This is a genomic window from Natronobeatus ordinarius (assembly GCF_024362485.1).
GTDB lineage: Archaea > Halobacteriota > Halobacteria > Halobacteriales > Natrialbaceae > Natronobeatus > Natronobeatus ordinarius.
Genome location: NZ_CP101456.1, coordinates 52,917 through 69,270 on the forward strand (window position 1 = coordinate 52,917; position 16,354 = coordinate 69,270).

15 protein-coding genes are annotated in these 16,354 nt (G+C 67.0%); 6 read left to right on the forward strand and 9 right to left on the reverse strand.

Going from position 1 to position 16,354, the window contains the following annotated elements; genetic code table 11:
* Positions 1–190 precede the first annotated feature (190 nt).
* Complete coding sequence (locus NMQ09_RS00310; protein WP_255192470.1) at positions 191–1,924, reverse strand: L-lactate permease; 1,734 nt, start codon at positions 1,922–1,924, stop codon at positions 191–193.
* 257 nt (positions 1,925–2,181) lie between these two features.
* Between NMQ09_RS00310 and NMQ09_RS00315 the strand changes: the two genes are divergently transcribed.
* Positions 2,182–3,987, forward strand: coding sequence for a sensor histidine kinase (locus NMQ09_RS00315; RefSeq protein WP_255192471.1), 1,806 nt, complete (start codon positions 2,182–2,184; stop codon positions 3,985–3,987).
* 45 nt (positions 3,988–4,032) lie between these two features.
* Here the strand turns inward: NMQ09_RS00315 and NMQ09_RS00320 are convergent, their stop codons facing one another.
* Complete coding sequence (locus NMQ09_RS00320) at positions 4,033–4,830, reverse strand: aldo/keto reductase (RefSeq protein WP_255192472.1); 798 nt, start codon at positions 4,828–4,830, stop codon at positions 4,033–4,035.
* 97 nt (positions 4,831–4,927) lie between these two features.
* Positions 4,928–6,613 (reverse strand): NADH-quinone oxidoreductase subunit D, encoded by a 1,686-nt coding sequence (locus NMQ09_RS00325; protein WP_255192473.1) that lies wholly within the window; start codon positions 6,611–6,613, stop codon positions 4,928–4,930.
* Positions 6,614–6,801: 188 nt separating this feature from the next.
* On the opposite strand from NMQ09_RS00325, the gene NMQ09_RS00330 reads away from it, so the two are divergent.
* Together NMQ09_RS00330 and NMQ09_RS21125 are read left to right on the forward strand one after the other, a co-directional pair.
* Positions 6,802–7,215 (forward strand): hypothetical protein, encoded by a 414-nt coding sequence (locus tag NMQ09_RS00330; protein WP_255192474.1) that lies wholly within the window; start codon positions 6,802–6,804, stop codon positions 7,213–7,215.
* A gap of 58 nt (positions 7,216–7,273) precedes the next feature.
* Positions 7,274–7,492 (forward strand): hypothetical protein, encoded by a 219-nt coding sequence (locus NMQ09_RS21125; RefSeq protein WP_425607275.1) that lies wholly within the window; start codon positions 7,274–7,276, stop codon positions 7,490–7,492.
* An 88-nt stretch (positions 7,493–7,580) separates the two neighbouring features.
* Here the strand turns inward: NMQ09_RS21125 and NMQ09_RS00335 are convergent, their stop codons facing one another.
* Positions 7,581–9,149 carry an amidohydrolase gene (locus NMQ09_RS00335; RefSeq protein ID WP_255192475.1) on the reverse strand — a complete coding sequence of 523 codons (1,569 nt, stop codon included), beginning with the start codon at positions 9,147–9,149 and terminating at the stop codon, positions 7,581–7,583.
* A gap of 122 nt (positions 9,150–9,271) precedes the next feature.
* Between NMQ09_RS00335 and NMQ09_RS00340 the strand changes: the two genes are divergently transcribed.
* Complete coding sequence (locus tag NMQ09_RS00340; protein ID WP_255192476.1) at positions 9,272–9,898, forward strand: hypothetical protein; 627 nt, start codon at positions 9,272–9,274, stop codon at positions 9,896–9,898.
* A 16-nt stretch (positions 9,899–9,914) separates the two neighbouring features.
* On the opposite strand, the gene NMQ09_RS00345 is transcribed toward NMQ09_RS00340, so the two are convergent.
* Genes NMQ09_RS00345 through NMQ09_RS00360 form a run of 4 tightly spaced genes read right to left on the reverse strand, consistent with a single transcriptional unit; the run spans position 9,915 to position 13,314 of the window.
* The gene (locus tag NMQ09_RS00345; protein WP_255192477.1) at positions 9,915–10,955 is read right to left on the reverse strand and encodes a dipeptide epimerase; all 1,041 of its coding nucleotides are present in this window, start codon (positions 10,953–10,955) and stop codon (positions 9,915–9,917) included.
* Entirely contained in the window at positions 10,952–11,965 is a 1,014-nt protein-coding gene (locus tag NMQ09_RS00350) for an N-acetyltransferase DgcN family protein (protein ID WP_255192478.1), read from the reverse strand. Before NMQ09_RS00350 ends, NMQ09_RS00345 begins: the two co-directional genes overlap by 4 nt.
* A 55-nt stretch (positions 11,966–12,020) precedes the next feature.
* Complete coding sequence (locus NMQ09_RS00355) at positions 12,021–12,920, reverse strand: Vms1/Ankzf1 family peptidyl-tRNA hydrolase (protein ID WP_255192479.1); 900 nt, start codon at positions 12,918–12,920, stop codon at positions 12,021–12,023.
* 28 nt (positions 12,921–12,948) lie between these two features.
* Positions 12,949–13,314 carry a DUF5802 family protein gene (locus tag NMQ09_RS00360; protein ID WP_255192480.1) on the reverse strand — a complete coding sequence of 122 codons (366 nt, stop codon included), beginning with the start codon at positions 13,312–13,314 and terminating at the stop codon, positions 12,949–12,951.
* 340 nt (positions 13,315–13,654) lie between these two features.
* On the opposite strand from NMQ09_RS00360, the gene NMQ09_RS00365 reads away from it, so the two are divergent.
* Positions 13,655–14,746, forward strand: a complete 1,092-nt coding sequence (locus NMQ09_RS00365) for a hypothetical protein (protein ID WP_255192481.1) — start codon at positions 13,655–13,657, stop codon at positions 14,744–14,746.
* 57 nt (positions 14,747–14,803) lie between these two features.
* Positions 14,804–15,463, forward strand: a complete 660-nt coding sequence (locus NMQ09_RS00370) for a metalloregulator ArsR/SmtB family transcription factor (RefSeq protein WP_255192482.1) — start codon at positions 14,804–14,806, stop codon at positions 15,461–15,463.
* A 130-nt stretch (positions 15,464–15,593) separates the two neighbouring features.
* Here NMQ09_RS00370 and NMQ09_RS00375 read toward each other — a convergent pair whose 3' ends face one another.
* Positions 15,594–16,196 carry a DUF456 domain-containing protein gene (locus NMQ09_RS00375; RefSeq protein ID WP_255192483.1) on the reverse strand — a complete coding sequence of 201 codons (603 nt, stop codon included), beginning with the start codon at positions 16,194–16,196 and terminating at the stop codon, positions 15,594–15,596.
* Between the last annotated feature and the right edge of the window lie 158 nt (positions 16,197–16,354).

Consider the following 16,354-nt stretch of genomic DNA (forward strand, 5'->3'; position numbering starts at 1 on the left):
TAGCAGTACCCAAAAGAACGACGGTTCCCGTTCCAGGTCGCCGTGACGCGTTTCGTGTCGCCACTCCGACCGGACACCTCATACTACTGGACAACAGTCAGTGAACACTCGATCGCGCTGTGACCGGCCGTCGGACTCGCTGACGGCCGGTTGCGTGCGATCAATGTGTGAACCGTTTTGTCCGGCAGTATCAAAAGAGGCCGGGAAACAGTACCGTCACGAGCAGCGTCGTCACGAGTCCAGTCACGATCAGGTAGTAGCCCAGCGGGAGGAGCGTCAGCCGGATGACGCGGCCGGTCGCGCCGACCAGCCCGACGGTCGCGAGCGCGGCGATCACGTTGTGGACGGCGATCACGTTCCCGATGGCCGCGCCGGCCGCCTGGGCGGCGACGATCAGCTGCGTCGACAGGCCGAGGCGCTCGGCGACCTCGAACTGGAAGGCGCCGAAGGTGACGTTGCTCACCGTGATCGAGCCGGTGATGAACGCCCCGAGCGCGCCGACGGCCGGCGCGACTGCAGGATAGGCGGGTCCGACGGCCACAGCCGTCCCGTCGGCGAGGACGACGATCATGCTCCCGGCGTCGGGCGCACCCGGATGCTCGCCCGTCTCGAGCATGATCTGGACCGCCGCGATCACGAACACCAGCGCGAAAAGCGGCTGGACGATCGCATCCGCGGCGTCCGTCCACGCCTCGCGGACCTGCCCACGGTCCATCCGATAGAGCGGGATAGCGACGAGCGCGCTGAGCAGGAGCCAGCTTCCGGGGACGTACGCCCACTCGAGGCCCCCATCGAGGGTCGTCCCGAGAACGTTCGACCACGTGAGCACGAGGCCGGGCGTCTCACGGAGCGTCGCCTCGAGCGGCTCGACGAGGCGGGTGAGCAGGAGGAATCCGACGAGCAGCAGGTAGGGTGCCCAGGCGCGAGCCAACGACATCGACGGCGAATCGTCGGTGCCGGGCAGTGCGTCGGTGGAGACCGGTGTGTCCGCTACAGCCCCGCTTCGGCCCGGTTCGACGTCCCCGACCCAGTGGTCGGGCCACTCCTCCCGCGGCGGGAAGTCCCACTGGGTTTCGGGTTCGACGTATCCCGTTCGGAGGGCCGCGACGACGAGCCCGCCACCGACCATCGATCCGACGAGCGACGGGAGCTCGGGACCGACGAACCACGCCGCTGCCCAGAAGGGAACGACGAACGCGACGCCGGCGAACAGACAGAGCGGAACGACCTCGCGGATCGGCTCGAGCGAGCCGTCCTCCGGGTCGCCGAAGAAGTGAACGACCATCGCAACGGTGAGCAGTGGCATCACCACGCCGACGATCGCGTGAACGAGCGCCGCCCAGCCGGCCGCCGTCGCGGCGAACTCCGCGACCGACATCCCGCCCTCGGCGATCGAGCCCGAGACGCTCGAAAGCGGCGACTCGAGGCCGACGATCACCGGCGTCCCGACGGCCCCGAACGTCGTCGCGATGGCGTGGCCCACCAGCGCCGCGACGACCGCCGCGAGTGCGGGAAAGCCGAGTGCGAGCAGCAAGGGTGCGACGACTGCAGCCGGCGTCCCGAAACCGGCGACGCCCTCCAGAAACGTCGCGAGGAAGAAGCCGAGCAAGACGACCTGTACCCGCCGATCTTCGCTGATCGAGGCGAATCCGTCGTTGATCCGGTCGACCGCACCCGAGTGGATCAGCGTGTAGAGCAAGACGAGCGCGCCGAAGACGATCCAGCCGATCTCGATCGCCGTCACGACGCCGACGATCGACGCCGCGGCGAGCCACTCGAGTGGTACGTTCCAGGCCGTGTAGCCCACGACTACGGCGACGAGCCAGGCGATCGGCATGGCTCGAGCTGGAGACCACAGCAGGACGACCAGCAAGATCGCGACGACGAGCAGCGGCGACGCCGCGAGCACGACCGTACTAGCCATCGGACGCACCCACGTCGAGCGTCGGAATTCGCTGCTGGCGTTCACACTCGGCGCCGTCCATCGTTGACCGATCGTCGTCCGTCCACGTATAGCCGTCGGCGCGTATCGCCGTCGGCGTCGGTAGCGAGTCGGGACGCCCCGGTGCGAGACTCGAAACGAGCACGAACGATCGACACTGTTATGCCCGTCCCCTCTTTGGGTCGACAGTACGCGACCCGGGATGGGCACCGGGATCGGAGCCGTACTCGCGCACGTCTGTGACGCTCTCGACGGAGGGCGACCGTCGCCGCTGGCACGTCACCATGGTTCAAGACGTCGACCTGTACATCTGGATGAATCTCGCTGCAGTGGTACTGTGTAGTTTCACCGCAGCCGTCGCGTGGCGACACCGCGACAAACCGGCCGGCTTCCCGCTCGTCGTGTTCAGCGTTGCGGGTGCGTGCTGGGCCATCGTTCCCGAGTTGCTCTTTTTCGCGCTGGGGCGAAGCTGGGTCTACTGGGGAACGATCCTCGGCTACGTGTTCATCGACCTGACCGTCGTCGCCTGGCTCTACATCGCCCTCGAGTACTCGAGCCGCGAGTCGAACTGGGTGCCGTCGATGCTTCCGGTGCTGGTCGCCGTCCCCGCCGTCAACCAGACCGTCCAGTGGACGAATTCGCTCCACGGGCTGTTCTACGCCGACCTCGCGTCGGTCGAGCCGGCTGCGCTCTACTACGTCCACGTCGCCCTGGCGCTGACCGCGATCACCATCGGCATTGCACTCGTCGTCGACGAGTACCGGCGTGCTCGAGGTGTCTACCGCCGGCAGGCCGCTGCGATGGTGGCTGCGATGGGACTGTACATGCTCATGGCGCTCATGTACGTCTTCGATAGCGTCCCCGGGCCGTCGAACAGCCTCTCACTCGGCGGTCCGTTCGTCGCCGGCGTCTTCCTGTGGGCGCTGTTCTACGCTGACTTCCTCGAGGTCGTCCCCATCGCTCGCGAAACGCTCGTCGAGAACATGACCGACGCCGTGATCGCCCTCGATACCGGGGGTCGCGTGATCGACGTCAACGCCGCAGCACGCGACCGCTTCGGCGTCGACGACGACGTCGTCGGCCGCCCGTTCGAGACCGTCTTCGCCGACCATCCGGCACTTCTCGAGTTGCTCGCCGGTGGCCTCGAATCGACGACGGTCGCCGTCGAGCGCGACGGCGAGACGCGCCACTACGACCTGACCGTTTCACCCGTCTACGACGACGCGAGGGGTGTGCTCGCTCGACTGGCGGGCCGTCGCAACGAGCACGTCGGCGACCTCGTCGTCGTCCGCGACGTCACCGAACGAAAGCGCCGGGAGCGGGAACTCGAGCGAACGAACCGACGGCTCGACCAGTTCGCGGGCTTCGTCAGCCACGACCTGCGAAGCCCGCTCGGAATCGCCTCGTCGTACCTCGACTTCGCCGAGGAGACGGGCGACGAAGCCGACTTCGAGGCCGTCCGAAAGCGCCTCGAGCGGATGGACGCCATGCTCGGCGACCTCCTGCGCCTCGCCAGACTGGACGCAGAGAGCGTCGAGCCCGAACCGTGTCAGCTGGCCGAAATCGCGCGGTCAGCCTGGGAACACGTCGACGTCGACGGGGCGTCGCTCACGCTGCGAGCCGACGAGACGCTGTCCGCCGACCGGACGCACCTGTATCACGTGTTCGAGAACCTCTTTCGAAATTCCGTCGAGCACGGCTCGACGAGCCACCGGACGTACGTTTACGAGGAGGGGGAAACAGGGCTCGAATCGCAGGCTCGCCAGGCCGCTGCCAAACGCGACGAGCCGACGGTCACGATCGAGGTCGGCGTCCTCGAGGACGAGCCCGGGTTCTACGTCGCGGACGACGGCCCCGGAATCCCCGACGGGATGGAGGAGACGATCTTTGAGCAGGGCTACTCGACGAAAGCGGACGGAACGGGGCTGGGACTGGCCATCGTCCAGACGATCGTCGAGGCCCACGGCTGGTCGCTTCGCGTGACCGACAGCGAAAGCGGCGGTGCCCGGTTCGAAATCAGCACGACACCGACGACGGGAGCGTAACGGTATGCACGACGAGACGGGACCGAACCGCCTCGAGCGGGTCGGTCACCGGTTCCAGGCCGCGTCGTCGGGATCGATCAGCCGCTCGCCGCGGTCGAGGGACTCGATCAGCTCGACGTCCTCGGCGTCCAGTTCGAGTTCGTGTCCCGCGAGGTTCTCCTCGACGTGATCGCCCGTCGCCTTCGGGATTGCGACGACGTCCTCACGCCCTGCGAACCAGCCCATCACGACCTGCGCCGGCGTCGCGTCGTACTTCTCGGCGAGTTCGAGGAGTTCGGGGATCTCCATCACCTCGCCGCGTATCAGCGGCGAGTAGCCGACGGTCGTAATCTCGTGCTTGCGGCCGACCGAGACCAGCTCGTCCTGCTGGAGCCAGGGGTTGACCTCGATCTGATGGGCGACGATCGGCGACTCGAGTCTCTCGAGGGCCTCCTCGAGCAACGGGACCGTGAAGTTGCTCACCCCGACGTGGCGCGTCAGGCCCCGGTCGCGAACCTCGTCGAACGCCGGCAACGTCTCCTCGGGCTCGTAGGCGTCCATCGGCCAGTGGACGTACAGCAAGTCGACGGCGTCGACGCCCAGACGCTCGAGACTCTCCTTGGTCGTCTCCAGGACGTCGTCGTAGCCGAGGTTGCCGTGGTGGACCTTCGTCGCGAGGAACACCTCCTCGCGGTCGACATCGGCGCGGGCGAGCGCCTCGCCTACCTCGGCCTCGTTGTCGTACATCTGTGCGGTGTCGACGTGGCGGTAGCCCGCCTCGAGTGCCCTGACGACGCTCTCGACGCACGTCTCGCCCTCGTGTCTCGAGGTGCCAAAGCCCGGCTGTGGAATCTCCGCTGACATGGCGGAGGCCACGGGTGGATCGTATACGACTTCCGGGAAAGCGGCAAGACGGCCGTCTCACTTCACTCGGACAGGGAACGGGCCGTGCGCCAGACGGTCACCGATCGACGCTCCCGAGCACGATATCGAGGCTCCCGAGCGAGGCGATCAGGTCCGCGACGTACTCCCCTTCTGCCATCTCCGGCAGCGCCGAGAGATTGTGGAAACACGGGCTGCGAATCTTGAAGCGGGCGGGCGAATCGGTGCCGTCGGCGCGGACGTAGATTCCCAGTTCGCCTTTCGCCGACTCGACGGCCCGGTAGGTCTCCGTATCCGCGTCCGGCCGCAGCGTCCGGGGGACGTTGCTCTGGAACTCGCGTTCGTCCTCGGGCCACTCCTCGAGGACGTCGAGACACTGCTCGACGATCTTCGCCGACTCTTCGACCTCGCCCAGCCGAACGAGCACGCGCGAGTAGTTGTCACAGCCGTCCTCGGTGACGACGTTCCACTCGAGGTTCGGGTAGTAGCCATAGGGGTCGTCCCGGCGAAGGTCGTAGTCGATCCCCGAGCCGCGGGCGACGGGGCCGGTACAGCCGTACTGTTTGGCGATCTCGGGCTCTAGAATCCCGGTGTCCACACAGCGGATCTGGAAGATCTCGTTCGTGACCAGCAGGTCGTGGTACTCGTCTGCGTTCTTCGGTAACTCGTCGAGGAAGTCCCGAACCTTCTCGAAGAACGCCTCGCGCGGCTCCGGCAAGTCCCAGGCGACGCCACCCAGCCGGAAGTAGTAGAACATCATCCGCTGGCCCGTGAGGTCCTCTAAGATGTCCTGGACGACCTCACGATCGCGGAAGCTGTACTGAAAGATCGCCGTGAAGTCGCCGAAGACGTCGAGTGCGAAGGTGCCGAGCGCGAGAAAGTGGCCGAGCATCCGCCCGAGCTCGGTCGCCATCGTCCGCAACACCTGAGCGTAGGCGGGGACCTCGATGTCCGCGAGGTCCTCGATCGCGCGGGCGACCGCCCACTCGTTCGGGAGGTTCGCCGTGTAGTCCCACCGGTTCGAGTAGGGGATGATCTGGTACCGATACGTGCCTTGCTCGCACATCTGTTCCTCACACCGGTGGAGGTAGCCCACGTCCGGGTCGACGTCGACGACCGTCTCGCCATCGAGGGTCGCCTTCAGATGGAGCACGCCGTGTGTCGCCGGATGGTGCGGCCCGATGTTGATGAACATCGTGTCCGACTCGGCCTCCTTCCGGGTGGCCTCGAGCGGATTCTCGTGGGCGGCGAACCTGACCACCTGGGGCTTGTCCTGATCGTAGCCCCGCGAGAGCGGGTGGCCCTGCCACGTCTCCGGCAGGAGAATTCGCCGGAGATCCGGATTGCCCTCGTACTCGATTCCCACCAGATCGTACGCCTCTCGCTCGTGCCACTCGGCGGTCCGAAAAATCGGCTCGGCCGTCTCACAGACCGGTTCGTCGCTCGGCAACGGGACGACGAGCGTCACCTCCTCCTCGCGGTCGTCGTACGTCGTCAGGTGATAGATCGACTCGTAGCGGTCGGCGTACTCCTGAGCGGTGACACACGAGAGGTGATCGAACCCCGCCTCGTCGCGCAGCGTCCCCAGCGCCTCTTGCACCTCGTCCGGCCGGATTACGAACGCCGGCGCGTTCTCGTGGGCGTCGCGACCGATCGTATACGGCTCGAGCAGTTCCTCGAGTACCGACTCGTCTGCACCCCCCGCTCGCACGTGGTCGAACTCGGGATCGATACGGTCGGGCTCGCGCTGTGGTGGCTCGCTCATCGAATTACCGGGCCAGTACCCAGACAGTGACTGGCATACACCTGACACGGGAATGAGTATTTTGGTGCCGAGAGCGAACGGTCCGGCACGATGAACGGTTACGCCCTCGAGTGCTGGCCAGACAGCCGTACCGGTCCGCCAGCGGCGTCGGCCGCGAGTTTATAACACATCACGAAGCGATCGCCTCCATGTCGGACGAACCCGATGCGAACCGACGGACGGCACTGAAAACGCTCGGCGCACTCGGTCTCGGGACACTGGCGATTCCAGCCGCCGTCAGCGCACGAGCCGAGGACGTCGAACAGGACGGACAGGGCGGTCGACGTCCTCGAACCACCCGGTCAGCGGATGCGGGGGCGAGTGACACCGTGGTGGACCCGTCGCGAACGGGTGTCTACATCGGCGTCGTCGACCGGATCGTCGACGGCGAGCACGTCGTCATCCTGCTCGAGGACGGTGACGAGGTCGTCGATCAGGCCGTCGTCCCCCACGAGGAGTGGCCGTTCCTCGAGGAAAGCGACATCGTCCGCGTCGTCTGCCTGGACGGCACCGTGATCCTGATCCAGCAGCTGGACGAGCGCCCCGGGGAGACCGCCGGCTGACCGGGTCGATCGCGACTGGCGAGAGAACGTCGGCGGCCACCACCGCGGCTCGATCACGATCGTCTACGACCACGACGCGCCGGGCGTCAACGACACCCTCCTCGAGGTCCAGCACGACTGCGGGGCGGTCATCGTCGCAACCCAGCACGTCCACTTCGACGAACACCGCTGTCTCGAGACGATCGTCGTCGACGGACCTGGCACCGCGATCCGCGACCAGGTCCAGGGGATCGAGTCGATAACCGGCGTCAAACAGGTCCAGTTCACCGTCGTCTGAGTGGCTTTCCACGCCTGAACTGCTGAGCGAAACCGATCGCGTTCAACTGGGTTCGCTCAGCAGTCGACGGTTGGGAGGGTACTGAGCGTCAGCGGCCGTCGTAGACGACCTCGCCGTCGACCAGCGTCATCGCCACGTCGATCTCGTCGATCCGTTTCGGCCGCTCCCAGGGCGAGGCCTCGAGCACGACCAGGTCGGCGCACTTGCCGGGTTCGATCGTCCCGAGGCGGTCCTCGTCGAAGCCCGCGTAGGCCGCACCCAGGGTGTACGCCCGGATTGCCTCGGTCACCGTGAGTCGCTGCTCCTCGTGAGGGGCGGTGACCGCGTGGTGGATTCCGCCCAGCGGGTCGAGAGGCATGCAGTCTGAGCCGAAGGCGAGCGCGACGCCGGCGTCGGCGAGCGTCCGGAGCCGGTCGGCCCGGTTCCGGCGGTCGACGCCGACGCGCTGGTCGTAGAGGCCCCCTTCGTCGGCCCACTTGAGAAAGTTCGGCTGCATCGAGGCGACGACGCCCGTCTCGGCGAGTCGGTCGACGTGATCGTCGGTCGCGAGTTCGACGTGTTCGATCCGATGGCGCGCCGCGCCCGGATCGTCGGTCGTCTCGTAGGCCGCGAGCACTTCCTCGATCGCCTCGTCGCCGATCGCGTGAGCGGTCAGCTGGTAGCCGTCGCCGTCGGCGTCCGCGACGAACGCGCGAAGCGCCTCGGGATCGACGACCCACAGGCCCCGGCCGTCGCCGTCTTCGTACGGCTCGAACAGCCTGGCCGTCCGACTGCCCATGCTCCCGTCGGTGTAGGTCTTGATCGCCCCCATCCGGACGAACGGATCGCCGACGTTCGTCCGCAAGCCGGCCTCACGAACCGCCTCGAGGTGGTCGCTCCAGTAGTTGAGTCGCACGCGCAGGGTGAGCTCGTCGTCGGCCCGCAGATCGCGATAGGCCCGCGGCGCGTGGGAGTTACGGACCATATCGTGGATGCCGGTGACGCCGCGGGCGTTGGCGTACGCCTGGGCGGCGATCAGCAGCTCCCGCGTCTCCTCGAGGTCGGGATCGATCGCCTTCCAGACGACCTCGGCGGCCGTCTCGACGACGACGCCCGTCGGCTCGCCGCCTTCGGTCTCGACGTCCTCGGCCGGCATCGCCTCTCGCAGGCGCTCCAGGGCGACCCCGTTCAGCGACGCCGTGTGCATGTCGATCCGGATGGCGGCGACGGGGCGCTCCTCGCTGACCGCGTCGAGTTCCTCGCGGGTGAGATAGTGGGGATCGTCCCAGTCGCTCTCGTCGTACCCAAAGCCCACCACCCACTCGTGGTCGTCCTCGAGTTGCGCTGCGAGCCGGGCCTGACACGCAGCCGCGCTGTCGGCCTCTGAGAGGTCGGCGTGCACCTGGTACTGGCCGAGCATCTCCATGTGGACGTGGGCGTCGATAAATCCGGGGAGCACCACGCGCCCATCGCAGTCGATCACCTCGGTCTCGACGCCCTCGAGGAACTCGAGTTCGTACGCCGAGCCGACGCGGACGATCCGTCCGTCGCGGATCGCGACCGCCTCGTGAACTTCGTCGGCGGACTCGTCCGTCCGGGAGGGGTCGATCGTCCCGTCGGCGTCCGTCAGCGTGTGCACCTCCGCGTTCGTGAGGATGCGCGTCGCCGGAGTAGTCATGGCAGAACAGGTGTAGCCGATTGGAATAAGCGTACGGGAATTGGGGCCACTGGCGCTGCGACGTAATTACTTTCGACTAGTGAACCACAACCGTATCCACCGGTGCAGTGGTAACGACAGCCATGGCCGAACGAGTCCACCTCGTGTACGCTGCGGGAATCCTCGTCTTCCTCACGGCGGGAATTCACCTCGTCCTCGGGCTCGGCGAACTGTTCGCCGCGTTCACCGGCGAGGGAACGCTCGCTTACGGCGTGCTGTTGACTCTCGGTGGGCTCGCTGTGCTCGCGCTCGTCGTCGGCTACGCGACCGGCATCGCCTCGCCGTTCACCAGCTACACGCTCGGCTGTGGACTCATGCTCGTGTACGTCTTCGCGTACGTCGACGTCCACGGGCTCGGCTATCTCGAGTCGCTGACGGGTGCCGAGTTGCACAACGACCACAACGGACACAACGGTCACGACCACAACGGACACAACAGTCACGATCACAACGGACACAACAGTCACGATCACAACGGACACAACAGTCACGATCACAACGGACACAACAGTCACGATCACAACGGTCACGATCACAACGGTCACGATCACAACGACCACGATCACAACGACCACGATCACGGTGACGACACCCTCGAGACCGTCGCCGACCACCTCCTCGAGGACACGGTCGCGCTCGTCACGAAACTGACCGAAGTGAGTGCGGCGATGGTGCTCGCCGTGCTCGCCGCGACGGAACGTGGACGGTGAAAACCCGGATTCGCGATTACTCGGAGACGGCGCCCGTCCCGGACCGCTCGAGCGCCTCGAGGTCGATGTAGCCGCCGGGCATCGGGACGCCGTCATAGACGTCCTCGGCGAGCAACAGCGAGCCGTCGAGGTCGGCGTAATCGAGCAGCGGCGCGAGGTGGCAGGCGGCGGCGATCGAGGCGTTCGACTCCGACATACAGCCACACATGACCTGGAGCCCGTGGGCGCGGGCGGCGTGGACGATCCGGATCGCCTCCCGGAGGCCGCCACACTTCATCAGCTTCAGGTTGGCGACGTCACAGCGATCAGCGATTCGCGGCACGTCGTCGACCGTGATCAGCGACTCGTCGGCGGCGATCGGCAGCGGCGAGCGCTCGTAGACGTAGCCCAATCCCTCGGGGTTCTCCGCGGGGACGGGCTGTTCGACGAACTCGAGGTCGTAGGCGGCGATGGCTTCGATCTTCGCGACGGCTTCTTTCGGCGTCCAGGCCTCGTTGGCGTCGACGTAGATGCGCGCGTCGGGGGCGGTCTCGCGGATCGTGCGGACGATCTCCTCGTCGCGATCGGTGCCGAGTTTGACCTTGAGCGTCCCGTAGCCGCGCTCGACGGCCGTCTCGGTCTTCTCGCGCATCGTCTCCGTGTCGTCGATACCGATGGTGTACGACGATTCGACCGACTCGGCCGGGTCGAGCCCCCAGTAACGGAACAGCGGCTGCTCGAGCTGTTTCGCGGCGAGGTCGTGGAGGGCGATACTCACGGCACACCGCGCGGCGGGATTGTTCCGGACCGTCTCGCGCATCCGGCGCTCGATCCGGGCGAGCTGGTGGGGGTCGCCGACCGCCTCGACGACGCCGAGCAGGTCGGGGAGGACGGCCTCGATCGTATCGGCAGTCTCGCCGTAGTGGGCCGACGGGCCCGCGCCGCCGACGCCGACGACGCCGTCCTCGTCCTCGATCGTGACGATCACGTTCTCGGCGTGGGTCGCCGTCCCGCGGGCGATCGTGAACGGGAACTCGAATGGGAGCTCGACGCGTTCGAAGGAGGTCTCGAGGCTCACAGCAGAACCTCCAGCAACTCGTCGGTGCCGTACCGGACGGGATCGGTCGCCGGTGCGCCGAGGGCCGCCTCGTACTCCTCGACGGTCGCCTGCGCGTCTTCCTCGGAGAGTCCGTACGTGTTGATCGCGCCGGCGTCGACCCGGGCCGGGGCGACCGGCTCAGCGAGTTGCTCGTAGAGGTCGACGTACGTCGAAATCGACGGCAGGGGGAACGACTCGTAGCCGTGGACCGCCTCCCGGCCCGCCGCGTGACAGAGGACGAGCTTGTCGGGCATCGCCCCATGGAGAATGCCACAGGTCACGGCCGAGTAGGCGGGATGGATGATGCTGCCCTGCCCCTCGACGAAGAGGTAGTCGTGGTCGTTCCCCTTCTCGAGGATCAGCTCCTCGACGGAACCTGCGGTGAAGTCGCTGATCACGCGGTCTACGGGATTGCCCCAGCCCTCGATCATGATCCCGGTCTGCCCCGTCGGGATCACCGCGGCGTCGTAGCCCGCCTCCTGCGCATCGCGGGCGAGCTCCATCGAGACGGTCATCTTCCCCACCGAACAGTCGGTACCGACGGTGAGGATCACCTCGGCGTCGACCTCGCTCGCGACGCCCTGGCTCACCGTGAGGTCGTCGTGTGGCTCGCGAACGTCCCAGAGCTCACAGTCGTACTCGTCGGCGAGGGCAGTGAACTCTTCGTCCTCGGAGAGGAAGTAGTGCAGCCCCGAAATGACGTCACAGCCGCGCTCGAGCGCCGTCCGAACGTCCGGTCGCCAGCTCTCCTCGAAGCCGCCGCCGATGGGAGCGATGCCGATCAGCAGGGCGTCGACTTGCGCCTCGACGTCGTCCATCCCGGTGACGATGGGAGCGTCCTGGACGTCGTGAACGTGGTCGTTGACGCGAGTTCCGGCCGTCTCGCGGTCGAGCACCGCGACGACGTCGTAGTCAGCGTACCTGAGTACCCCGAGAGCGGTTTTCGCCCGCTCGGGAAACTTCTCGTGAGCGAGAATTGCAACGCGCATATCGGGCCCATAGGACACGGGGGGCTTAAGAATGTGCGCATTGCTCCCACGGATGTCAGAGCACTCGCAGATCGGTCGTCCAGAACGATCGAAAGGCGTCCTCGAGCGCCGACTTCGGCTTCCCGGTGGCGTCGACGGCAGCGGTCGCGTCGGCCTCGATCGTCTCGGCGACGGCGTCGACGGCCCCGCGCTGGCCGACGAGGTAGCGCCGTTCGCACTCGGTCTCGTACTCCGCGAGCACCTCCCGACACCGGTCGAGGTGATCGTCGACCTGTTCGTCGCGGATCCGTTCGAATCGCGCCTGTGAGAACCCACCCTTCGAGTGACTCCCCTTCACGTCGCTCTCGAACCCTCGATACTCGAGGCGTTCGTCACCCTCGTAGACGCCCAGGGCGAACAGGTCGGCGCGGACGACCGCGAGGACGTACCGCCCGGTGGGCGAGAACCACTCGCGCTCGAGCACGAACCGATCTCCCCACGTCGGCTCGAGAGTGGGGGCGAGCGGCGGATCGAGTACGGCCGAGACGAGGCCGGCGTCGTCGAGACAGACGAGACACGGCGCGGCCTCGTCGACGAGCGCCGCCCGTTCACCGAGTGCGTCCGCGACGACGTCGGGCACCGCGTCGGCGACGGTCGCCGTCAGCGCCCCCTCGGCGTCCGTTCGATACGACGCCAGCCGATCGAGGACCGCCTCGAGCCGTTCGCCACGCAGCCGCTCACGGTGGCGAAACTCGAGGTCGCGCTCGTCGTCGTCGAGGCGCTCGAGTTCACCCTCGAGCTGGGCGATGCGATCCTCGAGGCGGTTGACGCGCCGTTCGGCCTCTTGCCGGGCGGTGACGGCATCCGCGCGGCGATCGGACTCGGCCTCGTACCGGCGACGCAGTCGCTCGTTCTCGTCTTCGAGGTCGTCGATCCGCTCTTTGAGCGCGGCGCGACCGAGCAACTCGTCGATCATCGACCGAAAACGCGAAGCCGGACCACTTCTAGGTTCCGGCGTCCGAAGGCCCCTCCCAGCCGCCGGCGAGCCCGAGGAGCTGACGCGCCCGCTCGCGCCTGGCGAGAAGCACCTCGTGCAACGCCGGCGGATTTCGGATCGACGTCCCCTCGAGCATCGGCTCGGGGACGGCGAGGGTGTTCGCAGGGACGCCCTCGTCACCGAGGACGGGGAAGTGCCCCGACTCGAGTTTCATCACGAGCGGCGTGTCGAGTCGCTCGACGCCCTCGCCGGTCGCGTACACCTGTTCGTTGACGCGTTCGTGCTGCTCGCGCTGCATGACCGCGTGTTCCCCCGCCGTCGGCGTCACGTAGAGACGTCCGAGGTAGTAGCCTCGAGAGAATGCCTCGAACATGTCATTGTGTGTCTAGGGCCGGAGTGACATAACTATTCGCCGGGACAGTTAATGCGACTGCAATCAACGACGTATCGTGGGTGCACAACGACCGTCGGCCGACTCATCAAACGGGTGGAACGTTGAGGTTCAAGATCCCATTTCAGCATCGGCGGTGAGGCAACAGGGGCCAGTAGGCGTTCCCAGACGGTGATCAGAACCGGGCCGCATCAGGTCGGGCCGATTTTGCGGCGAACGGTCCCGATGAACGCTCAGAACGAAGTTGAACAATCGGTTTGGGTGAGTAAACGGTTCGAACGAAGGTCTTCCTTTTTATGATGTTTCTCCCTATGCTAGATCGATGGCCACGACTCGTACCGTGGTGCTCGCCTCTCTGATCGTCCTCTGCGCGTTGACGATTGCGCCCGTCGCACTGGCGTTCGACGCGGGACTTCCCGCCGTCGGGGACGACGGATCGGACGACGAGCCGACGGACTCGAAACCGATGGGAGCCGACGTTTCGGCGTTCATGCAGTCGACCGCTGCGGACTCGAGTGCGTCCGTTGACGGGAAACTGTTCGCCAGCGCCTACGAGAATGCCGACGAGGACGAGCGCGAAGCGGTGATCGCCGACCGGACGGAGCAGCTCGAGCAACGCCTCGCGTCCCTCGAGGCCGAGCGCGACGAGCTCCGCGACCAACAGGACGACCTCAACCCCGTCGCCTACGACGCTCGGATGAGCCGGCTGGCCGTCCAGATCGACGGCCTCGAGCGAGCGATCGACGACGCAGCGCCCCGCGCCGCAAAGACGGGCGTCGGTGTCGAGCGCCTCGAGGCGCTTCGGAACCAGACGGCGAACGCGAGCGGTCCCAAGGTTGCAGCGGCGGCAGAAGGACTCGCGGGGGTCGATCCACCACGCGGGCCGCCGGGTCACGTCGGCGATCGAGACGGTGGCCCGCCTGACGGCGACGACGAGCGAGGTGGCCCGCCTGACGGCGACGACGAGCGAGGTGGCCCGCCTGACGGCGACGACGAGCGAGGTGGCCCGCCGGCCGACAACGACGACCGCGGTGGCCCGCCGAGCGACGGCGACGAGCGAGGTGGCCCGCCGGCCGACAACGACGACCGCGAGGGTCCGCCGAGCGACGGCGACGACCGCGAGGGTCCGCCGAGCGACGGCGACGACCGCGGTGGCCCGCCGAGCGACGGCGACGACCGCGAGGGTCCCCCGGCCGACAACGACGACCGCGGTGGCCCGCCGAGCGACGGCGACGACCGCGGAGGCCCGCCGAGCGACGGCGACGACCGCGGAGGCCCGCCGAGCGACGGCGACGACCGCGGAGGCCCACCGACTGACGACGAGACGGAACGAGGTGGGGGTCCATCGGACACCGACGAAACCGACCGGGGCGAAACGACTCCCGGACCCGGCGGCCCCGAAACCGACGACTAGAGTGGGCAGAGCGGGCGAGAGACACCCTTTTCAGCGGTGGTCGCTAAGGTTGCAGTGATGGACTCCGCCGCGCTGTTGGATCTACTCGGAAACGAGAACCGAAGACGGATCCTCAGGCTGCTGGCACGGAAACCCTGCTACGTCACCGAGATATCGGAGTACCTCAACGTCAGCCCGAAGGCGGTGATCGAACACCTGCGAAAGCTCGAGGACGCCGGCCTGATCGAGAGCCGGACGGACGACCAGCGACGCAAGTACTTCCACATCGCCCGCAACGTCCGACTCGAGGTGAACGTCTCGCCGTACGGCTTCGCGAGCAAGAGCGCGTATCCGTCGAACAACAGCTTCGACATCACCACCTGTCGGCACCTCTCTCTCGACGTCAGCTACGACGACGACAGCGAACTCGACGAGCTACTGGGTGCTCTCGAAAATCTCGAACAGTTCGAGAACGAACTCTCGCTGGCCCAGCGCTGGGTCCAGGGTCGGCTCTGTGACGTCCTCGATCAGATCTCCGAGGCCGTCGACGCCGGCCCCGAGAGTCGACTCTACACCGACGTCCTGACGAGCGTCCGCGAGGAGCCAAAGAACGTCGGTGAACTCAGCCAGGACGTCGGCATCCCGCGAGAGGTCGTCGCCGAGTTACTCGAGACGATGGCCGACGAGGGCGTCGTCCAGCGCACCGAACGCGGCTGGGAGCTCTCCACGAGCGGGTAACGGTCGTGGTCGTCGAACCGATGGACGCCTGATCACAGCCGGGCGGCCAGCCCCGGTTTCGTTGCCGAGGCAGAACACGGCCGTTCGCGATCGGGTGTACACTGGCGTTCAACGACTACTCACGACTACGCTAGACTTCTCGAGAGAGCCCGTCTCGCAGGTCGCGGCCGAAGTAGTAGCCGGCGACGCAAACGACGAGCCCGGCGGCCGCGCCGAAGGCGACGAGACGCGTCACCGAACTGCCGACGGCGATCGCCGTGATCACGAAATCGAGCAACGCGGCGACCGACCCGACCGCCGCGCCGGCGACGCTCACCTCGAGATAGCGCCGCTTCGAGGTGACCAGCCCGAGAACGAAGGCGACGACGAACGCCCCGAGCAGTCCGCCGACGGGGCCACCGACGGGGACGAGGAGGTTCCCGACGAACAGCCCGGCGACGACTGCGAGCGTGAGCGCGAGAAACGCCTTCGGCGAAAAGTACTTGGAAGGAGTGGCCCGCGACCCGAGTGAGCCGAGACGCGACCTGAGCGAGCCGAGTCGCGAGCCGGCCTTCGCACTCGAGCGAGCAGCCTCCGTCTCCGGCGTCGCTTGCGCGTCCTCGAGTTCACTCGCCGACGCCTCGTCGGGCCCACTCGAGCCCTCCCCCGAGAGCAGTCGCTCCGTCTCCTCGAGGAGGTCATCGGTCGAGGCCGGCTCCCGGTCCGCCGTCAGCTCGTCGGAACGGTCGCTCATGGTCGACCCGAGGACGGCCCGGTTCATGGACCTTTCCCCCGGCGTCGAGTGGCCGACGAACGGTCTCGAAATCGTGCCCGATCGCACGCGAACGGCCTGCTTCCGGGCGCTGTCGGGCCGGTCGTCGCCGGCCGAGTGGCGCCGCGACCGCGCCACTG